This is a genomic window from Streptomyces sp. NBC_01460, assembly GCF_036227405.1.
In the GTDB taxonomy this organism is placed as follows: Bacteria; Actinomycetota; Actinomycetes; order Streptomycetales; family Streptomycetaceae; genus Streptomyces.
Genome location: NZ_CP109473.1, coordinates 6,552,802 through 6,565,158, shown reverse-complemented (window position 1 = coordinate 6,565,158; position 12,357 = coordinate 6,552,802). Strand labels below are relative to the sequence as shown.

Here is a 12,357-nt window from a genome sequence, read left to right as displayed (position 1 = left end):
TGGCGCCGTACGGGGATGGAGGGCGAACGGTGGTGCGGGTGCGCGGCGGACCTCAGCCCTTCTGCGCGGGAGGCGCGCCGGGTGCGGGGAGCCCGGCCGGCGGGACGGGACGCCACGCGGTCAACGCGGCGTACGCCGCGGCCGACACGGCGAATCCCACGAGCAGTCCGAACGGCCCCGCCGCCGGATGGGCGGCGGCCACCGCGCCGGTGTAGAGGGACTGGTTCATGAAGGGGATCTCGGCGACCAGGGCGATCAGCACCGCCGGCAGCCCCCAGCCGAAGCGGTGCCGGGCGTCGTAGAGCCGGGCCGTGTCGTGCAGGCCCCGCTCCCGCCACCAGTACGCCGTGACGAGGACCGCGCCCCAGGGGGCCAGCCAGTAGCCGGTCATGAGCAGGAAGTCCTGCAACTGCGACGCGAAGTCGCCGTGCCCGGCGTACCAGGAGAGGACGGTGCCCAGGCCGCCGACCACCAGGACCGACACCCAGCGGGGGATGGCGAATCCGGCGGCGAGCGCCGCCATCGCGCCGGAGTACAGGTCGATGACCGTGGACGCCAGGGTCGAGAGGAGCAGGGCGCTCAGGACGACCACCCCGAGGACGTGCGGGAGCAGGCCGCTGACCATGGCACTCGGGTCGTCGACGGCGGCCACGGTGCCGATCGCCGCGCCCAGCGAGCCGATCCACACCCCGGCGAGCGTGCTGCCGCCGGCCGCCGCGAGGAAGACCCGGCGAGGGCGCGCGGTGGTGGGCAGGTAGCGGCTGTAGTCGGAGGCGTACGCCGACCAGCCCAGGCCACGGGCCGCGGTGACCGCGACGACCAGCAGGAACGTGGCGACCGGACCGCCCGAGGGGTCGGTGGGCGCGGCCGCGTGGGCCTCACCGAATCCGTAGACCGACACCACCGCGAAGACGACGACCAGCGCGAGGGCGAGACCGCGTTCGACGGCGTGGATCATCCGGTAACCGAGTACCGCCACCGTCAGTTGGGCCGCCGCCATGAGCAGCAGCGCGGGGGCGAACCCGAGTCCGGTCAGATCGCGCAGGATGAACATGCCGAGGAGTGTGTCGACGACGCACCAGCCGACACCGTTGACGACGGTGAAGGCCGCCGAGGGAAGCGCGCCGAGCCGCCCGAACGGGCCGCGCGTCTGGATGAGCTGGAGTACGCCGGTGAGCGGGCCCCGGGTGGAGAAGAGGCCCACCATCACCGCGCTGAGCACGGTCCCCACGGCGATCGCGAGGACCGCCGGCAGCAGGTCGAGACCGAACACGGAGGTCGACAGGGCGCCCACACTGAGCGTCGCGAACTGCACGTTCGCGCCGAACCACAGGGTGAACAGCGACCGTGGCCGGCCGTGCCGGCGGTCCGTCGGTACGGGTTCGACACCGGCCCGCTCGATGCCGAGCGGTGGCGCCTCGGACACGTGGTCCGGCGGGGCGGCGGACGGAGGTGCGGCGGGCAGAGGTTCGGCGCGCACGGGATCTCCTCAAGGGGCGACGGGAGTGCGACCGGACGCCGGGGTCGAACGGGGCGTCCGAGGCGCGGGGGCATGCGGCTCGGTGCGGGTGAGGCGAGTTGTTCGGGCGGGGTGGCCGGAGCGCGCGGACTCCGGTGTCCCGCGAAGGCGCGCGGTCCGGACGGCGGAGGGATACGTCCGAGTCCCGCGATGCCCCTCAGTGAACCTGCGGCGGACGGCGGGCGGACCGGGACGGGCCTACAGACGGCAAGCCCGGGAAGGGGGGCGACCCCGTACTATTCTCCAAATCCCGTGCCCACCGGTGTGCACGCCCGTAACACGCCCTGCGAGAGGCCGACCGCCGTCCGCCACGGGCACCGCGCCTCCCTCTGTCAGGCAGGAACCCTGGTGCTGCTGACCGAACTCCTCGCGATGCCCGGCCTCGGGCTCACCCCGCTGCTCCCCACCGGGCCCAGGGACCGCCGGGTGACCGGCGTCTACACCACCGATCTGCCCGATCCGGGCCGCTACCTGGACGGCGGGGAACTCGTCCTCACCTCGACCACCTGGTACCGGGAGCCCCGGGACGCCGACGTGTTCGTCGCCGCGCTCGCGTCGGCGGGTGCCGCCGCCCTGGTGGCCGGGTCGGCCGCCGTCCGGGTGCTGCCCGGCGCGCTCGCCGACGCCTGCGAGCGGCACGGCCTGCCGCTGCTCGCCGTCGGTGACGACGTGTCATACGCCGCGCTCACCGAGACCGTCCTCGCGGCGCTCGCCGGTCCCGTCGGCCGCTCCCCCGGCGCCGGACTCCACCGCGGTCTGGTTGCCAGCATGGCGTCAGGGGCCGGCGCCGAGGGGCTGGTCGAGGTGCTGGCCAGGTCCACCGGGGTGCACTGCGCGGTGCTCTCCGCCACCGGCCGCCCCACGGCGGGCGCGGTCCCGACGGTGTCCGGCCACCATCTGCGGCGCTCCCTCCGGGCGGCTTTCGCCGCCGGTGCCTTCCCCTCCGTGCAGCCGCTGCCCGGCGGCGGTCACCTCACGTTTCTGCCCGTGCAGTCCCCCGTCGCCCACCGCCCGCCCGCCGGTTACCTGGCCGCGGCCGGTGACCACCGGGACTGGGCGCCCGGGATCGCGGACGCCGCGGAGGAGGTGTGCGCGCTGCTCGCCCTGGAGGGGGTCGGTCGGCAGGAGCGCCGGCGCATCGAGGAAAGGCTGTTGCGCGAGTCCGTGGAACTCCTTCGCGAGGGCCGCACCGAGCCGGCCGCGGGACGACTGCGCAGCCTCGGCCTGGACCTGGACGCGCCGCTGGCCGTCGGGTACGTCACGACCACCGGCCGCCCGTACGGCGCGGAGCTCGCGGCCGTCGTCCTGGAAGACGTGTACGAGCAGATACCGGGCTGCTCGGCCCCCTTCACGGCGCCGGACGGGCACCTGATGTTCGTACCGGCCGCCGACGGCGACCCCTCACTCTGCGAACGGCTCACGGAGGCCGCCCGCAGGCTCGACCCGTTCCTCGCGCACGGCTGGGCCGCGATCGGAGTCTCAGGTCCCGCGACAGGACAGGAGGGGCTGCGCCGGATGCTGGAGGAGGCCCGGCAGGCCCAGCGTGTGGCCCGGCTCGGCACGGGCGCCGTGCGGACCGCCGGCCCCGAGGCGCTCTCCTCCCACCTGATGCTGCTCGCCGCCGTCCCGGACGAGGTGCGCCTGCTGTACAGGGAGCGCCTCATCGGCGTACTGGAGCGATACGACGCCGAGCACCACAGCGACCTCGTCGGCACCCTCAGCGCGTTCCTCGACGCGTCCGGGTCCTGGCAGCGGTGCGCGCAGCAACTGCACATCCACGTCAACACCCTGCGCTACCGCCTCCGGCGCGTCGAACAGCTCACGGGACACAGCCTGGCGACCCTGCACAACCGGGTGGACTTCTGCCTGGCGCTCGGCATCAGGTGAGCCGACCGGCCTGACCCGCAGGCACGGAGGCACGGAGGCACGGAGGCGCGGACGAGGGCCGACGCATCCGCGTACAGCAGGCATGACGCGAGCTGCTGGCTGCCCCTACCACCATGTGCGGGAGCTGCTGGAGGAGACGACGCGGCCGGGACTGCGACGACAGGGCTCGGCGGACACGCATGAGCAGGCGACTTCGGGATACCCGTACTCCTGACAGAGGAGGCGCAGATGCCGCTCACATTCCGCAAGAGTTTCCAGATCCTTCCGGGCGTCCGGCTGAACATCAACCGTCGCTCGTGGTCCGTCACGACCGGTGGACGGCACGGCCCGAAGCGCACCCACAGCAGCACAGGCCGGCGCACCACGTCCATGGACCTGCCGGGTCCGTTCGGCTGGCGGAAGACGACACGTCGCCGCAAGGGCTGACCCTCACCCGTTCGGCGCAGCCCGGCACGCCGGGCCGCCGGGCGCGTCCGATGCTCGAATCGGGCGCCTGCCCTGCGGTCCGGCACAGGACGGTCACCTGAACCTCACACCCCGCTGCGAGCTTCATCTCATATCTGAGATAGCGTGCGGCTATGGAAGACGACTACCTCGCCCGCATCGGCAAGCTCATCCGTGACGCCCGCCAGCACCGCGGCTGGACACAGAGTCAGCTCGCCGAGGCGCTCGCCACGAGCCAGAGCGCCGTCAACCGCATCGAGCGCGGCAACCAGAACATCAGCCTTGAGATGATCGCCCGCATCGGCGAGGCCCTCGACAGCGAGATCGTGTCGCTCGGCTACGCCGGACCCATGCATCTGCGGGTGGTCGGCGGACGCCGGCTCTCCGGCTCCATCGACGTCAAGACGAGCAAGAACGCGTGCGTCGCGCTGCTCTGCGGCTCACTGCTCAACAAGGGCCGCACCGTGCTGCGCCGGGTGGCCCGCATCGAGGAGGTCTTCCGCCTGCTGGAGGTCCTCAACTCCATCGGCGTGCGCACCCGCTGGATCAACGACGGCGTCGACCTCGAGATCCTGCCGCCCGCACAGCTCGAGCTGGAGTCGATCGACGCGGACGCGGCGCGCCGGACCCGCTCCATCATCATGTTCCTCGGCCCGCTGCTGCACCGCCTGGACCGCTTCACCCTGCCGTACGCCGGCGGGTGCGACCTCGGCACGCGCACGATCGAGCCGCACATGATCGCGCTGCGACGCTTCGGCCTGGAGATCGCGGCGACCGACGGGCTCTACCACGCGCAGGTCGACCACGAGGTCCGGCCGGGCCGCCCGATCGTCCTGACGGAACGCGGCGACACGGTGACCGAGAACGCTCTGCTGGCCGCCGCCCGGCACGACGGCACGACGGTCATCCGCAACGCGTCCTCCAACTACATGGTCCAGGACCTGTGCTTCTTCCTGGAGGCACTGGGCGTACGCGTCGAGGGCGTCGGAACGACGACCCTCACGGTGCACGGCGTCCCCGAGATCGACGTGGACGTCGACTACTCCCCTTCCGAGGACCCGGTCGAGGCGATGAGCCTGCTGGCCGCCGCCGTGGTGACGGAGTCCGAGCTGACGATCCGTCGCGTCCCGATCGAGTTCCTGGAGATCGAGCTGGCGGTCCTGGAGGAGATGGGCGTCGACTGCGACCGCACGGCGGAGTACGCCGCCGACAACGGCCGCACGCGGCTGGTGGACCTGACGGTCCGCCCCTCCAAACTGGAGGCGCCCATCGACAAGATCCACCCGATGCCCTTCCCCGGGCTGAACATCGACAACGTGCCGTTCTTCGCCGCGATCGCCGCGTCCGCGCACGGGCAGACCCTGATCCACGACTGGGTCTACGACAACCGAGCCATCTACCTCACCGACCTCAACCGCCTCGGCGGCCGGCTCCAGCTCCTGGACCCGCACCGCGTCCTGGTCGAGGGCCCGACCCGCTGGCGCGCCGCCGAGATGATGTGCCCGCCCGCACTGCGCCCGGCGGTGGTCGTTCTGCTCGCGATGATGGCCGCCGAGGGCACGTCCGTGCTGCGCAACGTCTACGTCATCAACCGCGGCTACGAGGAACTGGCGGAGCGGCTGAACTCGGTGGGGGCGCAGATCGAGATCTTCCGGGACATCTGAAAGCCTGCAGAAGAAACACCGTCACACCCCTTCTGACCTGCACAAATGCGAGTCGAGGCGGGGTGTGACGGAGTCCCTGGGACTTTTCTGGGACTTCGAACCAGGAGCGACGGCTTCCGTGCACCGCGCTCTTCACGTGATGAGTCATCGAAAAGATGTCGGTTCCAGCAGGCCCGGAAAAGCGCAGTTCAGAGCCTACTCAGCGGCCCGCTCTACCGTCTGCGGGCGTCAAACGAGCGTCATGGCCAGCAGCCACCCCCCTCTTCGGGAGGGGAGATTCGACATGAGTCACCGGCTCGAGCCGTGCGGTGCGGGCCCCTCCGCAGGCGTGGGTGTACCCCGGACCCGGCGGCGGGGCGGTGCGTGCCGGATCCGGGGTGGCTTTGGGGTGTTGCGGATGGGCTACTTGACGGCTCCGGCGGTCATACCGCGGGTGAGGGAGCGCTGGAATATGAGGAAGAAGACGACCATGGGGACGATGCCGAGGAGGGCTGCGGCGCTCATGGAGGTGGGGTCGCTGGTGTATTGGCCTTGCATGACGGACAGGCCGAGAGGGACGGTCTGGTTATCGTTGGAGATGAGGAGGACGAGTGGGTAGAGGAACTCGTTCCAGCTCCAGACGAAGAAGAAGACGCACATCACCGAGAGGGTGGGCCAGCTCATGGGCAGGACGATGCGCCACAGGATGGTCCATCGGCCGGCTCCGTCCATGGAGGCGGCTTCGATGAGTTCGCGGGGGAAGCTGGCAAAGACGGAGGAGAGGAGGTAGGTACCGAAGGCGCTGTAGGTGATGCCGACGAGGATGGTGTAGCCGAGTTTCCCGTCGTAGAGGCCCATCTCCTTGAAGAGGTAGTAGATGGGGTATACGAGGCCCTCTTGCGGCAGGACGTTGACGCCGAGGAAGAAGATGAGGAAGGGGGTGCGCCAGCGGATGCGGCCGATGCCTATGGCGTAGGCGTTGAAGAGGGCGAGCAGGACGGCGATGAGAACGACGCCGAGGCTGATCTGGATGCTGTTGAAGAGTTTCTGGGTGAAGCCGACGCGGTCCCAGACTTCGGCGATGATGCTCCAGTTCCACTGGGCGGGCAGGGACAGCGACCCGTTGGTGCGGAAGTCCGCGCTGGTTTTGAACGAGTTGAGCAGGATGACGATGAAGGGCGCCAGGAACGCGAGGACGAATACGGCGACGGCTGCCAGGACGGCGTAGGAGCCGGGGCTGCGGCGGTTGCCCGTCGCTTTGGCTTTACCCGCTTCAGCCTTGACCGCTTTGCGCCGGTGGCCGGGGGGTGCCGTGGAAGTGGTGTGCGTGGTCATGGTCATCCGTCCTCGCGGGCCTGGCGGGTGAGCATCGTTCCGGCGATGATCAGCACAAGCAGGGTGATCGTGCTGGAGATCGCGGAGCCGTATCCGACGTCGGCGCGCTCGAAGAAGTTCTGGTAGGCGAAGTACGCGGGGACGAGGGTCGAGTTGCCGGGGCCGCCGCCGGTGAGGACGAAGATCTGGGCGAAGACCTTCAGGCCGGCGATGGTGGTGGTGACAAGGACGACGTAGACCTCGGGCCGCAGGATGGGCACGGTGATGCGGGTGAAGCGCTGCCACCAGGTGGCGCCGTCGAGGGAAGCGGCTTCATACAGTTCGGGGTCGATGCGCTGGAGCCCGGAGAGGAACAGCACCAGGGGGTAGCCGAGCTGCATCCAGACGAGGACGGCGAGGACCATCCACAGGGCGAAGTCGGGGTCTCCGAGCCAGTTCTGGGCGAGGGAGTTCAGGCCGATCTTTTCGAGGACGCTGTTGACGGCGCCTTCGGGGGCGAGGATCCAGCCCCACATCAGCCCGGTGACGGCGACGGGGATGACCTGGGGGAGGTAGAGGCCGGAGCGGAAGAGGCTGACGAAGCCGTCTCCGTGCTTCTTGCCGATGTAGTCGAACAGGAGGGCGGCGAGGAAGAGCCCGAGCAGGGTGGGGACGACGGCGATGCCGACGATGACGAAGGCGATGTTGCGGAACGAGGCCCAGAAGTCGGCGTCGCTGAAGAGTCGGGTGTAGTTGTCGAAGCCGATCCAGGTGGGCTCTCCGACGCCCTGCCATTGGGTGAGGCTGTAGTAGAAGGTCATCACCAGCGGGACGACGAGGAAGAGCAGGCTCAGTAGCAGGCCGGGGGCGAGGAAGACGGCGTATCCCGTGGGCCGCGGGTGACGTGTGGTTTTCACTGTTGCTCCAAGAGGGGCGGGACGGCGGCCCGGTGCGGGCGGGCCGCCGTCCCCGGGAAGAAGGGACTGACGCGCGGGTTCGGGCGGGTCAGTCTCAGCGCCGGGTGGCGGTGTACTTCTCGTAGGGGGCCTTGAGCTCGTCGAGGACGGCGTGGGGCTTGCCGCCGTTCATGAGGTTCTGGGTGGCGCCCATCCAGGTGTCGTAGTAGCCGGGTGCCGGCCAGTCCGGGTAGAAGGCGAGCCCCTTGCCGTCCTGGTAGGTGTTGAACGCGGTGATGAGCTCGCGGGACTTGGGGTTTTCGATGGAGTCCGGCTTCACAGCGAGCGGGACGTTGCCCTCTTCCCCGAGGATTTTCTGGATCTTGTCCGACATGGTGATGTCGATGAAGTCCTCGGCGAGCTTCTTGTTCTTCGCCTTGGTGGGCACGACCCAGTGGTTGCCGCCGGAGCCGAGGGTCTTCTTGCTGCCGGGGTAGGGGGCGGTGGACCAGGTGAAGTCGGTGATGTCGGTGGTCAGGCCGCCGAACCACCAGTTGCCGCCGACCATGATCGGGCGCTTCTGCGAGACGAACTGCTCGGTCATGTCGCTGCCCTTGAGGCCGACGTCCTTCTTCTCGAAGTAGCCCTTGTCGAGCCAGTCCTTGTACGTTTCGACCGCGTAGGTCCACTCCGGGCCGTGGAAGTCGACCTTGCCCTTGTAGAGCTGGTAGTCGTCGACCCAGGCGTCATTCGCCTTGGCCAGGGCCAGGAGGTAGAGCCAGTGGCCGGCGGGGTGGTCGTTGCCGGCGTTGGCGAGCGGGGTGATCCCGGCGGCCTTGAAGTCGGCCAGGGCGGCCTCGAAGCTCTGGAGGTCGGTGGGCTTGGTGATGTTGTGCTTCTTGAATAGGTCGTCGTTGTAGTACGCGAGGACGAACTCGCCGTAGTTAGGGACGCCGTACCACTTGTCGCCGCCCATTTCGCCGTTGGCGTCGTAGCGGGCGGTGACGGACGCGCTCTCGCTGATCTTCTTGTCCCAGCCGCGTTCCTTCGCGACGGAGGTAAGGTCGGTGAGCAGGCCCTGCTTGGCGAGCAGTCCGGTGGTGGCATTGCCCTTGTTGTACTCCATGACGTCGGGCGCCTTGTCGGAGTTCAGGATCATGCCGGCGTTCTGCTGTATCTGCTCGAACGTCTTGCGTTCGAAGACGACCTTCACGTCGGGGTGGGTCTTCTTGAACTCCGCGATGGCCGAGTCCCAGGCGTTGCTCAGGGCGCCGTCCTCCTGCTCGTAGTGCCACAGGCGCAGAGTCTTGCCGTCTCCCTCGGCGGTGTCCGATCCGCCGCCGCAAGCGGTCAGCGGTGCCACGAGTGCCAGAGCGGACACGGCGAGCAGAGCTCGTCGGGTGGTGCGGCGCGGAGCACGGAAGCGCATGTTCGTCATGAGGATTCCTTGGGTGTGCAGGGTCAGGGCGGTGCGGGGGGAGGCGGTACGGGTGTTCAGGTGGGGCTGGTCAGGTATTGCGGCGGTGGACACGGGCTTCCCAGGGCTGCAGGGTGTGCGGGGCCGTGAGAGGTGTGGAGGCCGGGACGTTGGCGATGAGGGTCTCGCTGTGTTCCCAGCCGTCGGGCAGGTCGACGGTGAGGTCGGCTCCGCTGAAGTTGGCGAGGACCAGCAGTTCGGTGCCGGATGCCGCGTCGTGGCGGGTGAAGGCATAGAGCTGCTCGTGGTCGGGGTGCAGCATGTGGAAGTCACCGTGAGTGAGGGCGGGCTCGGTGTGCCGCAGGGCGATCAGGCGGCGGTAGTAGTGGAAGACGGAGTCGGGGTCGGCGAGCTGGACCTTGGCGTTGACATGGGTGTGATCGGGGTTCACCGCGATCCACGGGGTGCCAGCGGTGAAGCCGGCGTGCTGGGAGGTGTCCCACTGCATGGGGGTGCGGGCGTTGTCCCGGCTGCGGTGCCGAAGTCCGGCCAGGACCTGTTCCTCGTCGACACCGTGGGCGGTCTGCTCGCGGTGGTAGTTGAGGGACTCGATGTCGCGGAAGTCATCGATGGAGGCGAAACGGCTATTGGCCATGGCGAGCTCTTCGCCCTGGTACACGTAAGGGGTCCCGCGGTGCAGGTGGAGCACGGTGGCGAGGAGCTTCGCGGAGCGGTCGCGGGAGGCGGGACTGTCGTCGCCGAAGCGGGAGACGGCACGGGGCTGGTCGTGGTTGTTCCAGTACAGGCTGTTCCAGCCGGTCTCGCCCAGGCCGGTCTGCCAGCGGCCGAGGCTGGCCTTGAGGGCGGTCAGCTTCAGCGGACGGACATCGAACTTCCCGCTGGGTCCCTGGTCGAGGCCGACGTGCTCGAACTGGAACACCATGTCGAGCTCGCGGCGGGAGGGGTCGGTGAACAGCTTGGCGTCCCCGACAGTGACTCCGGGCATTTCGCCGACGGTCAGCAGGCGGCGAGGGTGGCCTTCGAAGACCTCACGGTGCATCTCCGCCAGGTACTCGTGGATGCGGGGGCCGCAGATGTAGTGGGGGCTGCCGTCCCCGTGCAAGGCACCCTCGTGCACGATGCCGTCGGGAAGGCCAGGGGTCTTGGAGATGAGGTTGATGACGTCCATGCGGAAGCCGTCGACGCCCCGGTCGAGCCACCAGCGCATCATGGCGTAGACCGCCTGGCGCACGGTGGGGTTCTCCCAGTTGAGGTCGGGCTGCTTGCGGGAGAACAAGTGCAGGTAGTACTCGCCGCTCTTCTCGTCGTAGGTCCAGGTGGGGCCGGAGAAGAAGGAGCCCCAGTTGTTGGGTTCCGCACCCGGGGTGCCCGGCTCCATGCCCTCGCGGGCGGGGCGCCAGAAGTACCAGTCCCGCTTGCCGCCCTGCGGGCCTTCGTTGCGGGAGGCGGTGAACCAGGGGTGTTCGTCGGAGGTGTGGTTGACGACCAGGTCCATGACGAGCTTCATGCCGCGCTCGTGGACGGCTGCCAGGAGCCGGTCGAAGTCGGCGAGGGTTCCGAAGAGCGGGTCGATGTCCTGGTAGTCGCTGATGTCGTACCCGTTGTCGTCGTGCGGGGACGGGTAGACAGGGGACAGCCACAGGACGTCGACGCCCAGCTGGGCCAGGTAGTCGAGCCGTTCGATGATGCCTTGCAGGTCGCCGATGCCGTCCGCGTTCGAGTCCGCGAAGCTGCGGGGGTAGATCTGGTACACCACCGCTTCGCTCCACCAGGCGTCGGCGGGATTGGCTTCGATTTCGGGCACGTCAAACCTCATAGTGTTCGCATGGTTACTTTTAGTGACTTTGCGGGTGATGGGTTGCCGCAGCATCGGCGGGCGCTGTGGGTCAGGAGATGGCCGCGCCCACGGTGTCGCGGATGACGAGGCAGGCGGCGCCCCGGGCCCAGAGGTCGTGGCGGGCGGGGTCGACGTGGATGTCGCAGTCGGTGGCCGCGGTGGAGAACGCCTGGGCTTGCATCGCCTCGCTCATGTGCGGGCCGAACAGGTCGTAGGCGACCGCGCCTTCGCCGGCGATGATGATTTTCTGCAGGTTGAGCAGGTTGCACATGCCGGCCACGCCTCTGCCGAGGGCGGTGCCGGCTTCGGCGAAGGCGGATCGGGCCACGGTGCGGGCCGCCCCGGCTTCGCCTCGCGCGAGCTCGATGGCGTCGGTGATCGTGTCGCAGGGAAATCCGCCGTCTGCGAGGTGGCGCAGGATGGCGCGGTCGCCCGCCAGGGCTTCGAGGCAACCGCGTCGGCCGCAGCTGCACATGGGTCCGGAGGGGTCCAGGGGAAGGTGGCCGAGTTCGCCCGCGAGTCCGGTGGCGCCGGAGAACAGGGCGCCGTCCAGGAGCAGGCCGCAGCCGATGCCGGGGCCGACGGTGACCACAGCGAAGGAATCGATGTCGCGGCCTTCGCCGAACCAGCGTTCGGCGACGACCAGGGTGTTGACGTCGTTGTTGACGACCACCGACAGCCCGGTCGCTTCCCGCAGGGGCCCGGCCACGTCGACCTTGTTCCAGTCGAGCAGGGCCGAGTAGCGGCAGATCCCGGCTGCCGAATCGACGTGGCCGCTGACCCCGACGCCGAGGCCGAGCACCCTGTCCGCCGCTTCGGGCGCCTCTGCGAGGAGCCTGCCGGTCAGGGAGGCGGCGGCGGACAGGGCGGTCTGGGGGGTGCAGTCGGCCAGGGGCTCCTCGTCCCGGGCCAGGACGTTGGCCGCCATGTCGGTGACGACGCCAAAGACCCGTCCGGGGGCGATCTTCATGCCGACGACCACGTGCTTGTCGGGATTGACGTGCAGCATCTTCTGCGGCCTGCCCCGCCCCTGGGCAACCGGGTCGCTCTCACGCAGGTAGTCATGCTCGAGCAGCGGCGGCAGCATGCGGGTGACAGAGGAGGGCACGAGGCCCAGGCGCTGGGCGAGCTGGGTGCGCGAGATGGGTCCTGCGGTGAGCACGGTCGCGAAGATCTCCGCCCTGGTCTGCTCACTGACAAGCTCCGAGAACCGGATCTTGGACGGGCTCATCACGCGGTGCCTCCAGGTAGTGGTCTGTCAGGGCCGTTGCATCAAGATCAGCGCCATCGAACCCGATGCGGGTAGCGAGGGCTTCCCGTATGCGCGGGGCCGGTACTGCCAAGCGTTGCAGAGATCGTCATCGCGCCTCCTGCGGCTG

The 12,357-nt window shown here is 69.2% G+C and carries 10 protein-coding genes; 4 read left to right on the top strand and 6 right to left on the bottom strand.

The features are described from left to right. Nucleotides 1-52 precede the first annotated feature (52 nt). Nucleotides 53-1,480: a purine-cytosine permease family protein gene (locus tag OG488_RS29625; protein WP_329234130.1), complete on the bottom strand. Its 1,428-nt coding sequence runs from the start codon at nt 1,478-1,480 to the stop codon at nt 53-55. Nucleotides 1,481-1,867: 387 nt separating this feature from the next. Between OG488_RS29625 and OG488_RS29620 the strand changes: the two genes are divergently transcribed. The 4 genes from OG488_RS29620 (at nt 1,868) to OG488_RS29605 (ending at nt 5,514) form a co-directional block, all read left to right on the top strand. Next, nucleotides 1,868-3,406 carry a helix-turn-helix domain-containing protein gene (locus OG488_RS29620; RefSeq protein ID WP_329234128.1) on the top strand — a complete coding sequence of 513 codons (1,539 nt, stop codon included), beginning with the start codon at nt 1,868-1,870 and terminating at the stop codon, nt 3,404-3,406. Between the two features lie 82 nt (nt 3,407-3,488). Then, a complete protein-coding gene (locus OG488_RS29615) occupies nt 3,489-3,620 on the top strand; it encodes a hypothetical protein (RefSeq protein ID WP_329234124.1) in 132 nt (43 codons plus the stop codon). Between the two features lie 14 nt (nt 3,621-3,634). Continuing rightward, the gene (locus OG488_RS29610) at nt 3,635-3,832 is read left to right on the top strand and encodes a DUF4236 domain-containing protein (protein WP_329234122.1); all 198 of its coding nucleotides are present in this window, start codon (nt 3,635-3,637) and stop codon (nt 3,830-3,832) included. Nucleotides 3,833-3,984: 152 nt separating this feature from the next. Beyond that, nucleotides 3,985-5,514 (top strand): helix-turn-helix domain-containing protein, encoded by a 1,530-nt coding sequence (locus OG488_RS29605; RefSeq protein WP_329234120.1) that lies wholly within the window; start codon nt 3,985-3,987, stop codon nt 5,512-5,514. Between the two features lie 402 nt (nt 5,515-5,916). Here the strand turns inward: OG488_RS29605 and OG488_RS29600 are convergent, their stop codons facing one another. The 5 genes from OG488_RS29600 to OG488_RS29580 form a co-directional block, all read right to left on the bottom strand. Next, nucleotides 5,917-6,828 carry a carbohydrate ABC transporter permease gene (locus tag OG488_RS29600; protein ID WP_306103173.1) on the bottom strand — a complete coding sequence of 304 codons (912 nt, stop codon included), beginning with the start codon at nt 6,826-6,828 and terminating at the stop codon, nt 5,917-5,919. A 2-nt stretch (nt 6,829-6,830) separates the two neighbouring features. After that, nucleotides 6,831-7,724 (bottom strand): carbohydrate ABC transporter permease, encoded by an 894-nt coding sequence (locus OG488_RS29595; RefSeq protein ID WP_329234116.1) that lies wholly within the window; start codon nt 7,722-7,724, stop codon nt 6,831-6,833. Nucleotides 7,725-7,818: 94 nt separating this feature from the next. Further along, nucleotides 7,819-9,141, bottom strand: a complete 1,323-nt coding sequence (locus OG488_RS29590; protein WP_236063478.1) for an ABC transporter substrate-binding protein — start codon at nt 9,139-9,141, stop codon at nt 7,819-7,821. A 70-nt stretch (nt 9,142-9,211) separates the two neighbouring features. After that, nucleotides 9,212-10,945, bottom strand: coding sequence for an alpha-glucosidase (locus OG488_RS29585; RefSeq protein ID WP_329234114.1), 1,734 nt, complete (start codon nt 10,943-10,945; stop codon nt 9,212-9,214). Between the two features lie 82 nt (nt 10,946-11,027). After that, on the bottom strand, nt 11,028-12,209 hold the full coding sequence (locus OG488_RS29580) for an ROK family transcriptional regulator (protein ID WP_219568420.1): 1,182 nt from the start codon (nt 12,207-12,209) through the stop codon (nt 11,028-11,030). Nucleotides 12,210-12,357 lie beyond the last annotated feature (148 nt).